General features: G+C 59.6%; 14 protein-coding genes. 10 read left to right on the forward strand and 4 right to left on the reverse strand.

Going from position 1 to position 15,432, the window contains the following annotated elements:
* Positions 1–14: 14 nt before the first annotated feature.
* The 3 genes from NW814_RS04045 (at position 15) to NW814_RS04055 (ending at position 1,699) form a co-directional block, all read left to right on the forward strand.
* Positions 15–650, forward strand: a complete 636-nt coding sequence (locus NW814_RS04045; RefSeq protein ID WP_414405295.1) for an ATP-dependent Clp protease proteolytic subunit — start codon at positions 15–17, stop codon at positions 648–650.
* 117 nt (positions 651–767) lie between these two features.
* Entirely contained in the window at positions 768–1,379 is a 612-nt protein-coding gene (locus tag NW814_RS04050; protein WP_414394862.1) for an ATP-dependent Clp protease proteolytic subunit, read from the forward strand.
* Between the two features lie 20 nt (positions 1,380–1,399).
* Positions 1,400–1,699: a hypothetical protein gene (locus NW814_RS04055; protein WP_414405296.1), complete on the forward strand. Its 300-nt coding sequence runs from the start codon at positions 1,400–1,402 to the stop codon at positions 1,697–1,699.
* Positions 1,700–1,722: 23 nt separating this feature from the next.
* On the opposite strand, the gene NW814_RS04060 is transcribed toward NW814_RS04055, so the two are convergent.
* Positions 1,723–2,295 (reverse strand): chromophore lyase CpcT/CpeT, encoded by a 573-nt coding sequence (locus NW814_RS04060; protein WP_414405297.1) that lies wholly within the window; start codon positions 2,293–2,295, stop codon positions 1,723–1,725.
* Between the two features lie 96 nt (positions 2,296–2,391).
* Between NW814_RS04060 and NW814_RS04065 the strand changes: the two genes are divergently transcribed.
* From NW814_RS04065 to NW814_RS04075, 3 genes are all read left to right on the forward strand, one after another.
* Positions 2,392–3,786 (forward strand): malic enzyme-like NAD(P)-binding protein, encoded by a 1,395-nt coding sequence (locus NW814_RS04065; protein WP_414405298.1) that lies wholly within the window; start codon positions 2,392–2,394, stop codon positions 3,784–3,786.
* Between the two features lie 182 nt (positions 3,787–3,968).
* Positions 3,969–4,889, forward strand: a complete 921-nt coding sequence (locus tag NW814_RS04070; protein ID WP_414405299.1) for a hypothetical protein — start codon at positions 3,969–3,971, stop codon at positions 4,887–4,889.
* A gap of 94 nt (positions 4,890–4,983) precedes the next feature.
* A complete protein-coding gene (locus NW814_RS04075) occupies positions 4,984–5,655 on the forward strand; it encodes a DUF1614 domain-containing protein (protein WP_414394855.1) in 672 nt (223 codons plus the stop codon).
* Here the strand turns inward: NW814_RS04075 and NW814_RS04080 are convergent.
* Positions 5,652–7,649, reverse strand: coding sequence for a caspase family protein (locus NW814_RS04080; protein ID WP_414405300.1), 1,998 nt, complete (start codon positions 7,647–7,649; stop codon positions 5,652–5,654). The two genes, NW814_RS04075 and NW814_RS04080, sit on opposite strands and share 4 nt — an antisense overlap.
* A 297-nt stretch (positions 7,650–7,946) precedes the next feature.
* On the opposite strand from NW814_RS04080, the gene NW814_RS04085 reads away from it, so the two are divergent.
* Positions 7,947–9,869 (forward strand): ABC1 kinase family protein, encoded by a 1,923-nt coding sequence (locus NW814_RS04085; RefSeq protein WP_414405301.1) that lies wholly within the window; start codon positions 7,947–7,949, stop codon positions 9,867–9,869.
* 23 nt (positions 9,870–9,892) lie between these two features.
* Here NW814_RS04085 and NW814_RS04090 read toward each other — a convergent pair whose 3' ends face one another.
* Positions 9,893–10,264: a hypothetical protein gene (locus tag NW814_RS04090; protein ID WP_414394851.1), complete on the reverse strand. Its 372-nt coding sequence runs from the start codon at positions 10,262–10,264 to the stop codon at positions 9,893–9,895.
* A 476-nt stretch (positions 10,265–10,740) separates the two neighbouring features.
* Entirely contained in the window at positions 10,741–11,211 is a 471-nt protein-coding gene (locus NW814_RS04095; RefSeq protein WP_414405302.1) for a hypothetical protein, read from the reverse strand.
* Positions 11,212–11,353: 142 nt separating this feature from the next.
* Between NW814_RS04095 and NW814_RS04100 the strand changes: the two genes are divergently transcribed.
* The 3 genes from NW814_RS04100 to NW814_RS04110 all read left to right on the forward strand — a co-directional run bounded on the left by NW814_RS04100 (position 11,354) and on the right by NW814_RS04110 (position 15,214).
* Positions 11,354–11,701, forward strand: a complete 348-nt coding sequence (locus NW814_RS04100; RefSeq protein ID WP_414405303.1) for a DUF751 family protein — start codon at positions 11,354–11,356, stop codon at positions 11,699–11,701.
* Between the two features lie 124 nt (positions 11,702–11,825).
* Positions 11,826–13,343 carry a site-2 protease family protein gene (locus tag NW814_RS04105; protein WP_414405304.1) on the forward strand — a complete coding sequence of 506 codons (1,518 nt, stop codon included), beginning with the start codon at positions 11,826–11,828 and terminating at the stop codon, positions 13,341–13,343.
* Between the two features lie 44 nt (positions 13,344–13,387).
* Positions 13,388–15,214 (forward strand): aspartate kinase, encoded by a 1,827-nt coding sequence (locus NW814_RS04110; protein WP_414405305.1) that lies wholly within the window; start codon positions 13,388–13,390, stop codon positions 15,212–15,214.
* The last annotated feature ends 218 nt before the right edge of the window (positions 15,215–15,432 follow it).

The following is a 15,432-nucleotide window of genomic DNA, read 5'->3' on the forward strand; positions in this document are numbered from 1 at the left end:
AGGAGAACTCTGGCATGGTGCAATCTACCTATTACTACTACGGTGGTGCTCCGGTTCGGACGCCTCCCCCGGATTTAGCTTCCCTGCTGCTCCAGGAGCGCATTGTTTACCTGGGTTTACCTCTGGCGGAAGAGTCAAATGCCAACGTCACCAAGCTGATCATCGAGCAACTGCTGTATTTGCAGTACGAGGATCGGGAAAAGCCGATCAAGATGTACATCAACTCGACGGGCACCTATAACTACGACACGGCAGCCTTTGCCATTCTGGACACCATGAACTACATCAAGCCGCCAGTGCACACTATCTGCATTGGCAGTGCCATCGGCATGGCGGCCATGTTATTGGCAGCAGGAGCCAAAGGATTTCGGGCCAGTCTGCCCAATGCCACGATTGTGCTGCATCAGCCCTATGGGGGTGCCCGAGGACAGGCCAGCGACATTGAAATTCGCACCCGCGAGATTCTGACTTTGCGCAACATGATGCTGGAGGAACTCTCCCGCAGCACGGGTCAGCCCGTGGAGCGCATCAAGAAGGACACGGAGCGGCTGTTTTTCATGACCCCGGAAGAGGCTAAGGCCTATGGCCTTATTGACCAGGTGCTGACCAGCTCCAAAGGCTTGCCAAAGTTGGCAGCAGCCAAAACCTAAGGGTCAACCTTGAAACACCCGCACTGGGCTGTGGCGGGTTTTGTCTTGGCTGAGCCTGAGTGCGGGAGCAATTTGGCAAGCGCCCTATTCTGGTTCAAACTTTGCCAGGAGAAACTTATGCCAATTGGAGTGCCTCGCGTCCCCTACCGTTTGCCCGGCGATCCTTACACCCAATGGATTAGCCTCGATGACCGCCTCTACCAAGAGCGGATTTTGTTTATTGGCGAGCCGATTGACGACAACTTGGCCAATACCATTGTGGGGGTAATGCTCTACCTCAATTCCCAGGACCCCCAAAAAGATATCGTGATGTACATCAATTCCCCCGGCGGCTCTGTGACGGCAGGGATGGCCATTTATGACACCATGAACCACGTCAAGCCGGACATCGTTACGGTTTGCGTGGGCCAAGCGGCCTCAATGGCAGCCTTTTTGCTGGCTGCCGGCACCAAGGGAAAACGCTTTGCCCTGCCCCACGCTCGCATCATGCTGCACCAACCTTCGCTGGGAATGATCCAAGGCCAAGCCAGTGACATTGAAATTCGAGCCCGCGAAACGCTGCGGGTTAAACGGCGCATGAACGAGCTGCTGTCGCAAATGACCGGCCAGCCGCTGGAGAAAATTGAGCGGGACGTGGAGCGAGACTTTTACCTCTCGGCTACAGAAGCCCAGGCCTATGGAATTGTCGACCGGGTAATCCAGGAGCGCTCGGAAGCTATGGCCAGCTAAACGCGAGGAGAAGCGGTCGGATGTTCTGGAGGCTGGGACTGGGTGGCTGCAGCGGCTTGTTGCTGCTTTGGGGTAGCCAAGCCTGGTCATTGCCGCCAGCTTCCGAGATTCCCGAGGAGGTGTTGCGGGCTCAACCTGAGCTGCGTGCCCGTTCGCCGGTTGATAACCAGCTCCTCACTGCTAGCGAAGCGCAGAAGCTGCAGGCAGAGCTAGCAGCCCGTCCTGCCACGGGATCAGTTTCGCCAAAGGTGGAACGGCTGATCTTTCTACTCAAGCTGCGCAAAGGAGTTCGCGACCTGTTTCCTTTCTTGCTCCCCTAATCCAGCCTACCCTCTATCTATTTCTAAGGGCGGGGAGGGATCCCTTTCTGGTAGCGGTAGGGGCCAGCGCGGGATCCCCAAGTTTGCTGACCAGTGGTGGCGTCGAAGCCGCGATCCCAGGTGATGAATTCTTGGGCTGTGAGGTCGAACTCAATGTGGATATAGGTACTGTCGCCGGGGTTGAGGCGGCAAGCTCCCCCTGGCAGCATCTCGCCGTGAAAACGGCCTGGGCGTTTTTCGACCAAAATACGGCAGCCTGGCAAATGCTCGAGGTCTGAGAGTGACAGCTGCGCTAAACGCTGCGGATCCTGCGAGGCGCCTGCACAAGCCGCTTGATCTCGCAACTTGTAGTTTTCTATCCGCAAGGGATCCGCCAGCAACTGTAGCACTCGGCTGCGGTAGAATCGGCCCGGTGTGTGTTCATTGAACTGCTCGGTAAAAAAGCCAATTCCCTCGGGAAACAGGTGAGGCAGACGCACGTACCAAAGGCTTACTGGCACAAACCACACCGGCTCCGCCATTGCCTGAGCGCGGTTGCTGTAGTAGCCTTCCAACCAATTGGCTAAGGTGTTGAGGTCGGGATCGAAAGTTGTCAAGGCTAACGCGAAAGAGTCTCTTGCGCTTCTCAATTCTACTCCCCCGCGGGTGCTGCGGCGGGGTAGCCTCTTGACTCTGCTAAGGGCAGTTTGACTATGACCCAGCTCACTCCCAGCGCCAGCTACAGTATTGCCCTACGCCTACGTCTGCCCAACCGGCCCGGAGCCCTGGCCCGCGTCACTCAAGCCATTGCCGAGGTGGGCGGCAGCCTCAGCCGGATCGACCTCATCCACCAATCGGCTGCTGAAACCGTGCGGGAGATCTGTGTCGATGCCGTTAGCAGCGAGCACGCCCAGCAAATTCAGGCCGCCGTTGCCTCCTTGGCCAATGTGAAGGTGGAGCGGGTGGTGGATCGCACCTTTGAGCTGCATCGAGGGGGAAAGTTGCAGGTGGTGGCCAAAAGCCCCCTGGAGAGCACCGCTGACCTGGCCATGGCCTATACCCCGGGCGTGGGCCGGGTGGCGCTGGAGATTGCCGCCGATCCCAGCGCTGTCTATGAGTACACCATCAAGGGGAACTGTGTGGGCATCGTTACCGACGGCAGTGCCGTGCTGGGCCTGGGAAACATCGGCCCGGAGGCCGCTTTGCCCGTGATGGAGGGGAAAGCAGCCCTGTTTAAGCGCTTTGCCGATATCGATGCTTTCCCGCTCTGCCTGGCCACGCAGGAGGTGGCAGAAATCGTGGAGACCGTGGTGCGCCTGGCGCCGGGGTTTGGCGGCTTCAACCTGGAAGACATCAGCGCCCCCCGCTGCTTTGCTATTGAATCCCAGCTCAAAGCCCGCCTCAACCTGCCCGTGTTTCACGACGATCAGCACGGCACCGCCATTGTGGTGCTGGCGGCGCTGCTGAATGCCCTGAAAGTGGTGAAAAAGAGCCTAGACGAGGTGCGCATTGTCCTCAACGGGGCCGGGGCAGCCGGCATTGCCGTGACGCAACTGCTGCGGCGGGCCGGGGCAGCCCACATCCTGGTCTGCGACCGCCAAGGGATCCTCAGCCGCTCCCGCTCTGACCTCACCCCGGAAAAGGCAGCTATCGCCGTTGAGGAGAGCGGATCCCTGGCAGAGGCTTTGGTGGGAGCGGATGTGTTCATTGGGGTAAGCGTGGCCAATGCCCTGACGCCGGAGATGGTGGAGACAATGGCGCCAGATCCCATCGTCTTTGCCCTGGCCAACCCGGTGCCCGAGATCCAGCCGGAGCTGGTGGCGGATCGAGTCGCCGTGATGGCTACGGGTCGGAGCGACTACCCCAACCAGATCAACAACGTGCTGGCCTTTCCGGGCGTGTTTCGCGGCGCTCTTGACTGCCGCGCCAAGCAGATCAACACCGAGATGTGCCTGGCTGCCGCCCACGCCATCGCCAATTTGATTTCACCTGAAGACTTGGATCCCCAGTGGATCATCCCCTCAGTCTTCGATGGGCGGGTGGTTCCTCAGGTAGCTGCCGCCGTGATCCAAGCGGCCCGCCAAACGGGAGTGGCCGGGATCCCATAACTTGTTCAATAAACAGGCTAATTCAGCACACGAGCATCACGGCTTGCAACTCCTCGGGGAGAGGCAGCAGCGGGCCTCTTTTTCGTAATTTTTCGTAATTTAACAATTCTTCAGAGCGCCTCTTCTGGAAGTGGAGTTCTTTATATCTTGAGCTCTAGCTTCCTGCCTAGCTGGGGTTCTCAATGGACTTACGCAAGCCCTTCTATGTTCACCTCGTTACTGCCCTCGCCGCTGCTGGTATAGCTGCCGCGCCCCTGGATCGACTCAGTAAGGCCGGGGGAGTGGGTCTAGCCGCTGGAATTGGGAGTGCGGTAGCCGCGGAAGTTGCCCAACGTCACGGCAGTCGGGCTCGAGCTTTGAGAAGCCAGATTGAGGAGCTCTCCCGGCAAATAGAAGAAAAGGAGCAGCAGCTACGCAGCTATGAAAATCAACTGGATGAGCTTCGAGCCCAGCTCCAACAGCGGGAAGAGAAGCTCCAGAGACTTGAGGCTGATCTAGCAGAGTATCAGAAGCTCCTAGAACAGCTCGAAACTGAGCGGCAAGAATGGCGGCAGAATGCCATGAACTTGTCTGAGCAAGTTCAGAAACAAGAGCAGCAGCTACAAGGTCAGCAAGCGGAACTGGATCATCTGCGGGCACAGCTTCGGCGGAGAATTGAGGATCTCGCGCAAGCCGACACTAATACTATAGTCTTAGCAAGAAGCGAAAGAGATTTTTATCGAGAAGAAGCCAAGAGTTTTATCTTAGAGATCTTGAGTAGAGCAGCCGATCAGGTGCATAAGGGAAGTAGAGTCCAGCATATACTCCAAGACCTAATTCAGAATAACCATGCAAACGAAGGTAAGAGTTATCGTCAAAAGCTTAGGGAAGGTATAAATCATTTGTTCAGAGACTACCGCAAATGGTGCGATAATAGTTATGAAGTAGAGTTGCATAAGCTTGGTTTTGAGGTTGTTTCAGAGAAAAATTATGTTGTGATTAGATTTCGCGGGGATAACCGCTATCAAATTTCCCTAGCTAAGACTCCCAGCGATCAGCGTGCTGGTTACGAGATTGCTCAAAATATTCGCAATAAAATCTTCGGTCTAACAGAGCCTACTTGAGGCTTACTTGTGAAAGGTGGGGATCTTTTTTTCTGGCCAAGGTTGGGGAAGTCAGCTTGGGCCCTGATAGGATAGGGGAAAGGGAATCTCCGCCATGTTCTACCTGCCAGTCTCACTGTTGTTGTTTTTAATGCTTCTACTGCTATTGCCCTTCCTCTGGCTGGGGCTAGCAGTGGATGTGGTAGCGCTGGCGGCAGGGAAGTTGGGCTTTTCCCGAGATGGGGCACTGTTGCTGCTGCTGGCTATCCTGGTGGGCAGCTCGGTCAATATTCCCCTCTACCGCGTCAGGTGCGAGGTAACTCTGGTGGAAGACCTGGCCAGCCTGTGGATGCGGCAATTTTGGGGGATCCCGTTGGCCAAGATCTCTCAGGAGACGGTGGTTGCCCTAAACGTGGGCGGGGGCCTGATCCCGCTGCTCTTGGCCCTGTATCAATTTGGCCGGGCCAGTGGGCTGTTGATCCTAGCCGTAACGGCGCTGGTAACTTTGGTCAGCTACTACGCTTCCCACGTAGTGCCCGGGATCGGCATTCAGATGAATCCCCTGGTGGCTCCGGCTACAGCGGCTTTGGCCGCTCTGTTCTGGGCTGGAGATCAGGCGCCGGCGGTGGCTTTTGCCGGAGGGGTTTTGGGCACGGTGATTGGAGCGGATCTGCTGCACCTACCAGAGGTGTTGCGGCGCAGTTGCTCAGGCATCCTCAGCATTGGCGGGGCTGGGGTTTTCGATGGTATTGCTCTCTGTGGCCTATTTGCTCTACTGCTGAGCTAAACCAAGAGATAAGTAAGGGAAAGCGTGACCGATTGAGCCGGATCCAGCCAACGCAAGTCAGGGGCCCCCTCCTCAGCGCGGTAAGTCAACTCCTCGAAAAGGATTTGCGTCCACTCCAGCGGCTTGCTCAGCAACATCGGCGAACGGGTTACCCCCTGCTGGCGGGCCATGGCCTTGAGGGCCTCCAGGCTAGCAGAGAGGGGACGGGTGCTGGCCACAAACAGTAACTCGGTCAGTCCCTGGGCGTGGCAGGTAAGCAAATCGGGGTTGAGGACGGAGCGCGGCTCACGGACGGCCATCTCAGGCGGGGGTGGTATGGTCAGGCTGCCCTTAGCCTCTAGGCGCAGCGGCAGGGCAAGGTTGTCCTGGGGCACCGGAGCCAGCAGGTGCAGTTGCCCGCTGGAATCGACCATCAACAGATAGCCGAACAGATCCTGCTCGCCCTCGTTGCGCAGCGTGAGATAGAGGGGATCCCCGCGCAGGAAGCGAGGCATGCCCAGCTCAGCAGGAGCAGAGGCCCCTTGAGGAGGCCGCACTGCCCACGAGGGGGTTTTACCTCGGGTGGACAGTTCCCCCACCACCCCCAGGGACGAGATGGCAGCGTTGAGGGTGGTCCGCAGGCGCTTGGCCGCCAGCAGATGGGCCAGACGGGAGGCCAGCCGCTGCACTGCCGTAGTTGCCGCTTCGCCCGCTGGGCCACAGGAATTGAGAAGCAGCTCTCGCCCCGGCCAAAAGAGGCTGTAGCTGCCGACCTCCAAGGGCTTGGGCAGAGCGTCCCCTTGAAAGGCAGCAGCCATCTCTGGGGTGATGCGGCCCAGCAGGCAATCCACCTGGCGCTCGCGTGGGTTGGCCGTCTCCATCCAGCTATAGCCGGCGATGGCGTTGGTTAGATCCACTCTTTCAACACGGCCCAGGCTGTCTTCTAACCCCACCAAGAGCTTGAGGCTGCTCGAGAGAGCGCGCAACTGCTCTCGCACCAGCGTGCCTACGGGGGGAAACTGATCTTCCCCGCCGACCGCTTGGACCTGCGCCAACAGCCCACTGCGGGAACGAATCAGGAGTGGTGTTGCTGGAGCAGCAGGATCAGCAACAAAGGGAGCCAGAAGGGTGCCCGGCTGTAGACTACCCAGGACTGCCGCTGGGATCCCCCCTAGCCACACCTGAGCACGGCTCCCCCTCACCTCCTGGATGACCCCGCTAGCCGCTGTCTGGGGGGGAGTGAGGAAGTAGGGGGGGACTCGTCGAGCTATTTCTTTGCCCTCCAGGGTAGGGTGCTGACAAGAAAAGAGGCCCAGCTCCCGCCGACTGACCACCTGGTTGAAAGCAATCAGCAGGCGGGCAGGGGGCGTGGTCTCCCACAGGTACTGGGTCAGCAGGTAGGTGAGCACTCCTGCATGAAATCCCGGCCAAGCAGCTTCCGCTGCCAAGTCTTGGGGAGTGGTGGCAGCAATCAACAAGCCTTTGGGCCGAGGGGGCCAAACTTGCTGCCCTTCTGCAGAGGATGGCTGACCGGGATCCAGCACCTTGGAGGCTGCTGGCGGGACAGGTGGGCGGGAGCGCAGTTGGAGGTTGCCCCGTAGAGCAGGTGGGATGTGGGTAAAGCCGCAATCGAGTATGGTTGTGACCTGGGCTGTGCCCAAGTTTTGCACAAGCTGGAAAAAGCGCTCCAGCTCCATGGCCGCCGAGCTTTCGGAGCCCGACAACAGCAAAGCCGGCTGCCACTGATCCGGGGCCGATCCCGCCCGCCACTGGCCGTAGCCACTAAACTGCACGACCACGATTTCCGCCGGCTGACTTGGGCCCCCCAAGTGCTCGGCAAAGGCCGCTTGGACTGCGCTTGGCGTAGCCGCTCCATCGGTGAGGGCGAGAATGCCTGCCGGTTCAAAGCCAAAGCGGTACAGCAGCAGCTCCCGTTGCAGCTCTACGTCGGTTACACAGCCCTGCAGCGGGGATCCCTCGCCAGGGTAGCGGTTAATGCCAATGAGAAGAGCCAACTTGCGGGAGGTGGCTGCTAGAGCCTGTCGATAGCGCCTAGCCTGCCTGGTTAGCCAGCCGGGAGACAAACCAAGGCCAGCAGCAGCTAGGAGTAGTTTTTGGAGAAAAGACCGCCTTTCCATGCTGACCTGGTGGGCTGCCCCGCGGGCTTAGCGGCTAACCCATCGGCTTAAACTTTGTGCCCAGTCTGGGCCTATTTCAGGATATCTTTGTCCGCCCCAGATCAACCCCCCAGCCCACAAGCCGCTTGCCAACCCAGCAAGTTAAGATGTGTTACGAGATCCGTCGGGACTTCTATGGGCGCAACACTGTCGACAGCGGCCGCAGCCCAGCCAGCGGTGGCAGAGCAGCCTTTGCCTGGATCGGGGCAGCAGCCCTTGCAGCCGGCTCTGCGTTATGACCCAGAGGAGTTGGCTAGGCAATATCGGGGGCGCTGGGATCTGGTGCTGGGGCGTCTTTTTCAGTTGATTGCCCCCTTTTTGGGGCTGTTGATCTGGGTCTTGTGGGATCGCTGGCGGGGGGTAGAGCTGAAGAACCGACGCAAGCATGCGGCGCGGCTGCGGGAGATCCTCACGGAATTGGGGCCGACAGCCATCAAAATTGGCCAGGCCCTCTCCACCCGTCCCGACCTGGTCTCGCCCCTTTTTCTGGAAGAGCTGGCCAAGTTGCAGGATGAGCTGCCCCCCTTCGACAATGCCACTGCCTTTGCTCTCATCGAGGCGCAAATCGGCCAGCCAATAGAGCAGATCTTTCGCGAGATCGGCCCGGAACCGGTTGCCGCGGCCAGCCTGGGGCAGGTTTACCAGGCGTATCTGCACACGGGAGAGAGAGTTGCCGTCAAGGTGCAGCGGCCCGATTTGATCGGGCGCATTTCCCTGGACATGTACATCATCCGCAGCCTAGCCGCCTGGGCCAAGCGCACCTTCCGCCGCATCCGCAGCGACCTGGTGGGCATTGTCGATGAATTTGCGGGGCGGCTGTACGAAGAGATGGACTACACCCAGGAAGGCCGCAACGCCGAGCGCTTTCTAGAGCTGTACCGCCACCCCTCCATCTACGCTCCCAAAATCTATTGGGAGTACACCCGCACCAAGGTGCTGACAATGGAGTGGATCGACGGCATCAAGCTGACCCAGCTTGACAAAATCGCCGCCGCCGGGCTAAACGGGCAGCACCTCATCGAGATCGGGGTCAACTGCTCTCTGAAGCAGCTCTTGGAGCACGGCTTTTTCCATGCCGATCCCCATCCGGGCAACCTCTTGGCTATGTACGACGGGCGGCTGGCCTACATTGACTTTGGGATGATGAGCACCATCCAGCCGCACCAGCGCTACGGCCTCATCAAGGCAATCGTCCACTTGGTCAACCGGGATTTTGCCGCCTTGGCCCAGGACTACGTGGATCTGCAGTTCCTAGATCCCGACACCGATCTCACCCCCATCATCCCCGCCTTGGAGGATGTCTTCGCCGAGGCCCTAGGCAAGCCCGTGGCCGAGCTGAATTTCAAAAGCATTACCGATCGCCTCTCGGGGGTGATGTACAACTTTCCCTTTCGCGTACCTGCCTACTACGCCCTGATCATCCGCTCGCTGCTCACCCTCGAGGGGATTGCCATCGGTCTAGATCCCAACTTCAAGGTCTTGAGCGTAGCCTATCCCTATGTGGCCCAGCGGCTCCTAACTGATCCCGCTCCAGAGCTGCGGGAAGCTCTGCGGGAGCTGCTGTTTAACCAGGGACAATTTCGCTGGAACCGCTTGGAAAATCTGCTGCGCAATGCCGTCAACAGCGAAGACTTTGACTTGCAGGGATCCCTAGAAAAAGCCGTTGATTTCCTCTTTTCGGAACGGGGAGCCTTCCTGCGAGAGCAGCTGGTGGATATCCTCTTTTCCAGCTCAGGCAACGGCTCTACAGATGGTCTAACCCATCTGCAACGTCTGTGGTCAATTCTCAGCAGCAACCCCGCCTTTCAGCCGCTGCAGCTTTTGCCTCTAGTAGCCAAGGTAGCCACCAAGCCAGAAGCCCAACAGCTAGGGCGGCAGTTGGCCTCCCGCTGGCTGCAACGCTTGGCAGCCCGTCTGATCCGGGAGCTGCTGCTTGCAGAGGAGGAGAAGGAGCCTAGGTCACCCGCTTCCCTCAATGGGCGCAACAGGAATAGCGGGCAAGCTGGAGAAATTCAAACCGTCTATGCTTCCCCAGCCCAACCCGCTAGTGCAGTCTAGGTTTGCTGCCTTGGCTTCTTCTACTAGCCGTTCTCGTTTTTGGAACTGGGACTGTTGAGAGCCAGCATCATCCACTCGGAGAATTCATCGCGGCGGAAGACCTGGGGGCAGGAACGCGGGCCAAAACGCAGTAAGCTAGGCATGCCGTGCTCTTTGAGGCGGGCTCGCAGCCAGGTGCCAACGCCTGTCTTGCCATCGTTGGGCATTTCGGTTTGAAAGTCACTGTACATCAGCAACAACTGACTGCGCGACTGGAGCACTGCATTCTCTTGGATCAACTTGGGCAGGGAGAGGTTAGCGTCCAAATTGCTGGCTTTGGTTGACTCTCGACGACGGCTGCGGGAACGGGATTTAGCGCTTTCGCGGTTCTTACGAGCTTTCGGTTCAATGGCCATAGAATCTCCTAGACGACTAAGGAACTCCCAAAAGGGACAAAAACCAGAACTCGCAGGCTGAGGAGAGAGCCCGCTGAGGAAGGTGGCTCGAGGGGTACAGTTCTGGAGCACTCACTGAGAAGGAGGGAAACACGCTCTCAGTCGGCCAAAGAAAAGCTGCGCCAGCCTGCCGCCAAAGCTCAAGATCCCTTGCCTGCCACGGCAATCTCCAGCGCCTTGAGTTCCGGGCCACACATCCAAGACTTGTCTTCGTCTTGCCGGAGGAAGCTTGGCTTGGCTACCCCGGTTTGTAGGGTAGGGAAGTCCGGATGCTACTCTTAATATGACTTAAAACTCGGGCAGGTGAACACTCCCCATTGACCCAGAGGCTGCATAGCGCCTGCGGCTTATAACTTCCCAGGAAGCTGAGCCCTCACGGCAGCGCCGCCTGGCCTAAAGCTGGGGCTTGCGCCGCCTTTTGCCAGTCAGGAGCGGGCTCAGGTTTGCAGGCTTTGTCGGCCGTTGCGGATCACCCGCAGCGACTCCTGTAGCCGCATCTCCAGATCCTGCAAAACCTGATCCACGTAGCGGTGGGCCTCCCGCTGGAGACGCTCTGACTCCTGGAGGGTCTGTCGCCACACCTCCTCGCTCTGTTGGTAGGTTTGCCGCAACAACTGTTCCGCCTGAGCTTGGGCCTGGCGGAGGATGGTGGATTCGCTCACAAGCTGCTCGGCCCGGCGCTGGGCCATGGCCACGATCTCTTGGGCGTAGCGGTGGGCCTCAGCCAAGATTTGATCCCGCTGGCGCAGCACTTCCTCAGCTTCCTCTAGAGCGGTGGGCAGGTTAAGGCGGATGAAGTCCAACTGCTCTAGGATCTTCTCTTCGTCGATGAGAGTGCGCGACCAGAACAAACGAGGACTGCTGAGAATCGCTGCCTCCAGTTGATCCAGGGCCTCCTGAACGCGCATCAACGCCAGGGTCTGATCTCTGGGCAGATCACTGGCGCGATTGAAGGCATCAGAGGGCAATTCTTGCATCAGTCTGGAAAGGGGGTGGCTGTGCTGGGCAAAGCAGGCAGGATGACGCCTACCATATTAGGTTCTCGCAGTCTTGAACCTGGGTGTTCCCACCCTTCCAGAGGCGGGGGACAGAGACCGCTATCTGTGGCAGACTGAGGGAAAGTTGTTGGGTTGCCCTCTGCTTATGCCCCAGCCGCAGCCTCCTCGCCGACTGGAAGATCAATTTGTGGAGAACGTCGCCCGCTACCCCACCTACTTCGTTACCGTCTTGCTGGGGGGAATTTGGGCTGGCCTACAGCCGTTTGTAAACCTGTACCGCAAAAGCGCAACGGCAGCAGCTCTAGTAACTGTGGGATCCCTGGCCCTGCTGTTGTTTATCTATTTCACCCTGCGGGCGATGACAGGGCACACGCTTTTGCCGGCGTGGATGTGGCGTTGAGAGTAAGAGAGCAGCTTACGAGCAAGCCAAGAGAAGTTTAGCTCCTGACGGATCGCTGCTGCCGGCTCTAGCAAGCCGATCGGGTTTGCCGCTAGCTTGGTAAAGGTGTTTTCCTGTTGAGCTCATGGCAGATTGGATCCTGTTGGCACTGGTGGGCTCGACAACCTACCTGCTGCTACAAAAAAGCGTGGCCCGCCTCTCAAAGGTGCCCTGGCGGATCCTGTGGCTAGTGATGATGATCCCCCCCCTGGTTTGGGTGCTGGGGCGGCAGGTGTTTCAGTATAAAATGCCCCCTTTGCTGATGTTGGGGCTATTTTTGGCCTCCTGGCTATTTTTGGCCTCCTATTTTACCAGCATGACTTTGGCGCGTCGGGGGCGCCTCCAACCTCCACCAGCAGGCTCTCAGGCTGGAGTGGAAAACACCCCGGCAGAGCGAGATCCGGAGACAGAGGAAGGCGAGGAGGAAGGTGCTGCAGCTGCTCCCATCTCCATCTCGGAGGTATCGCGGGAAAAGCTCAACCGCTGCTTTCCTTGGAACGTTTTCTATCTGCAAAGCGTGGAGTACCGTCCTCAGGCCATCATCTGCCGTGGCAATTTGCGGGCGGATCCCACGGAAGCCTACGAGCAGGTACAGCGGAATGTGGAAACCACCTTTGGCAAACGCTTTCTGGTGGTGCTGCAGGAGGGGTTTGCCGGCAAGCCTTTTTTTGCCCTGGTGCCCAACCCGGCGGCGCGGCGCTCCCTAACCCGTCAGAAGGAGTGGCCTCTGCTGGCGTTGGGGCTGCTGCTGTTTACCTTTTGGACGACCCTAACTGCCGGCGCCCAAGCTTCTGGAGTCAGCCCTGACCGGTTGCTGCATCTACCCTCTCTGCTCAAAGGGTTACCTTATGCAGTGGGGATCTTGGCCATTCTGGGATCCCATGAAGGGATCCGCTACTGGGTGGCCCGCCGCCACGGCATCAAAACCTCGCTCCCCTATTTCATCCCGGTGCCTTTTGTGTTGGGAACCTTCGGGGCTTTCATCGAGCTGAAAGAGCCGGTGCCCAACCGCAAGGTACTGTTTGACATCGCCGTTGCCGGGCCGCTGGCGGGCAGCCTGGTGGCGTTGACAATGTTGCTGGTGGGGCTGGTCTTTTCGACGCCCGGGGATCCTCCGGCAGGACCAGAGGGGCAGCCGACCCCGATTAGCTTCCATCGCATTGACCCGCGCCTCTCGGTGCTGCTGGCCATTCTGGCGCGCCTGGTGCTGGGGGATCAGTTGCAGCCGGGGCAGGTGATCGATCTGCACCCCCTGGCCTTTGCCGGCTGGCTGGGTCTAGTGGTGGTTGCCTTTAACCTGGTGCCGGTGGGCCAACTGGATGGGGGCCACATTGTCCACGCCATCTATGGCCAGCAGATGGGGGCCAATGTGGGGCGAGTGACTCGCTGGCTGGTGCTGCTGCTGGCTTTGACGGTGCAGCCCTGGCTGTTATTGTGGGCGCTGCTTTTGTTGGTGATCACCAGTGCCGACGAGCCAGCCCTCAACGATGTCACCGAGCTGGATGAGGGCCGGGAGCTGCTGGGGCTGGCAATGTTGAGCTGGCTTGTGCTGATCCTGCTGCCGGTGCCACCCTTTTTGCAAAGCTGGCTTGGCCTGGCCTAGTTCGGGATAGGATCCAAACCACGTCAACCAGCTCAGCCCTGGCTATGCAAGCGGGTTTAATTGTCCAAAAGTACGGCGGCACCTCCGTCGGCTCCATCGAGCGCATCCAGGCCGTAGCCCAGCGGGTAGCCCACACGGTGGAGCAGGGGAAGCGGGTGGTGGTGGTGGTCTCGGCAATGGGAGAAGAAACGGATCGCCTGGTGGAACTGGGGGAACAGATCCTCCAGGGATCCCCGACCACGCCGGCCCAGTGGCGGGAGTGGGACATGCTCCTGTCTACGGGTGAGCAGGTCAGCATTGCCCTGCTGGCGTTGGCGCTGCAGCGCTTGGGCTACCCTGCCCTCTCCTTGACGGCGGCCCAGGTGGGCATCGTCACCACCCGGGATCACGGGCGGGCCCGCATTCTGCACATCCACACCGACCGCCTTTGGCAACACCTAGAGCGGGGAGAGGTGGTGGTGGTGGCCGGCTTTCAGGGCATCACCAGCCTAACTGAGCTGGAGATCACCACCCTGGGGCGGGGGGGATCGGACACCACGGCGGTGGCCTTGGCAGTGGCCCTGGGAGCCGAGCTGTGTGAGATCTACACCGATGTGCCCGGGATCTTTACTGCCGATCCGCGCAAGGTGCCCGAGGCCAGGTTGTTGCCAGAGATTACCGCCGACGAGATGCTGGAGCTAGCCAGCCTAGGAGCGCAGGTACTGCACCCCCGCTCGGTAGAAATTGCTCGCAACTACGGCGTCAAGCTGCGGGTGCGCTCTAGCCTGGAGCCGCTGCAAGCCGGATCAGAAGGCACCCTCATTGTCTCTCCCCCTGCTCGCGTCCGCTCCCCTGATAGCAGCATTGAGCTAGGGCGGGCGGTCGATACCGTGGAGCTGGATGGAGAGCAGGCCAAGTTGGTGTTGGTGGGAGTGCCGGATCGCCCGGGCATTGCCGCGCAACTGTTCCAGGAGATTGCTGCAGCGGGGATCAATGTCGACTTAATTCTGCAGTCGCTCCACCTTAGTGCGGCGGAGGGATCCCCTACCAACGACATTGCCTTCACCGTCAGCCGTGCCCAGGCGGCTCAGGCAGCAGCCGTGGCCCGCAAGGTTGGCCAGGAGCTGGGGTGTAGGGAAGTCCTTGTCGATGAGGCGGTAGCCAAGGTCAGCATTGCCGGGGTGGGGATGATGGGTCGCCCGGGCATTGCCGCTGAGATGTTTCGCGTGCTGGCGGAAGCGGGGATCAACTTGCAGATGATCTCCATGTCGGAGATCAAGGTCAGCTGCGTGGTGGCAGCCGAGCGGGCTGGGGAGGCCGCCCTGGCGCTGGGGGAAGCGTTTCAGGTGATTCCCCAGTTGCATCGAGTCAAGGCAGCGCCTTGCGGGGATCCCCTTCTGCGCAACCACCCGGTGCGGGGCGTTGCCCTGGATCTGAAGCAATCGCGGCTAGGCCTGCGCAAGGTGCCGGATCGGCCGGGGACGGCTGCCCATCTGTTTGGGCGCTTGGCGGATGCTGGCGTTATCGTCGACACCATCATCCAGAGCCAGCGGAGCTACCACAACGGCCTTCCCAGTAACGACATTGCCTTTACCGTGCCTCAGGATCAGGCCAGGGCGGCTGAGGCCGTGTGCTGTCAGGTGGCCGAGGAGCTGCAGGCAGCTGGGGTTGAAACCGACCACGACATTGCCAAAGTCAGCATCGTCGGCGCCGGCATGGAAACGTATCCCGGCGTGGCGGCGCGCTTTTTTGCTGCCTTGGCCGACGCCGGGATCAACATTGAGATGATCGGCACCTCAGAGATTAAGGTAAGCTGCGTGGTGCGACGGGAGCAGGGGATCCGGGCTCTCCAAGCTGTCCACCGTGCCTTTGAACTCGACCGGCCGCTCTGAAAGACTCATACAACGCTGGACAAAAGCGGACTTTTGCTCCAGGTTGACGCTTTCTTCCTGCTTCCACGACCCGTGGCTAGTGGCAGAGTCCACCCCTACCACCCCGCCAGAGGGATCTCCACAGGCGTGACTTCCCCGCGGGCTGCAGGTAGTTGCTCCTTGCCCCCATAAGGCACACCGGCTAAAGACGGAGCCAACCTTAGCCTAGGCAAAATGCC

The organism is Synechococcus sp. R65.1 (genome assembly GCF_047461755.1).
GTDB lineage: Bacteria > Cyanobacteriota > Cyanobacteriia > Thermostichales > Thermostichaceae > Thermostichus.

Bases quoted from the DNA above. Each gene is read 5' to 3' on its own strand.
- NW814_RS04045 (WP_414405295.1), top strand. From the start codon at position 15: ATGGTGCAATCTACCTATTACTACTACGGTGGTGCTCCGGTTCGGACG.
- NW814_RS04050 (WP_414394862.1), top strand. From the start codon at position 768: ATGCCAATTGGAGTGCCTCGCGTCCCCTACCGTTTGCCCGGCGATCCT.
- NW814_RS04055 (WP_414405296.1), top strand. From the start codon at position 1,400: ATGTTCTGGAGGCTGGGACTGGGTGGCTGCAGCGGCTTGTTGCTGCTT.
- NW814_RS04065 (WP_414405298.1), top strand. From the start codon at position 2,392: ATGACCCAGCTCACTCCCAGCGCCAGCTACAGTATTGCCCTACGCCTA.
- NW814_RS04070 (WP_414405299.1), top strand. From the start codon at position 3,969: ATGGACTTACGCAAGCCCTTCTATGTTCACCTCGTTACTGCCCTCGCC.
- NW814_RS04075 (WP_414394855.1), top strand. From the start codon at position 4,984: ATGTTCTACCTGCCAGTCTCACTGTTGTTGTTTTTAATGCTTCTACTG.
- NW814_RS04085 (WP_414405301.1), top strand. From the start codon at position 7,947: ATGGGCGCAACACTGTCGACAGCGGCCGCAGCCCAGCCAGCGGTGGCA.
- NW814_RS04090 (WP_414394851.1), bottom strand. From the start codon at position 10,264: ATGGCCATTGAACCGAAAGCTCGTAAGAACCGCGAAAGCGCTAAATCC.
- NW814_RS04095 (WP_414405302.1), bottom strand. From the start codon at position 11,211: ATGCGCGTTCAGGAGGCCCTGGATCAACTGGAGGCAGCGATTCTCAGC.
- NW814_RS04105 (WP_414405304.1), top strand. From the start codon at position 11,826: ATGGCAGATTGGATCCTGTTGGCACTGGTGGGCTCGACAACCTACCTG.
- NW814_RS04110 (WP_414405305.1), top strand. From the start codon at position 13,388: ATGCAAGCGGGTTTAATTGTCCAAAAGTACGGCGGCACCTCCGTCGGC.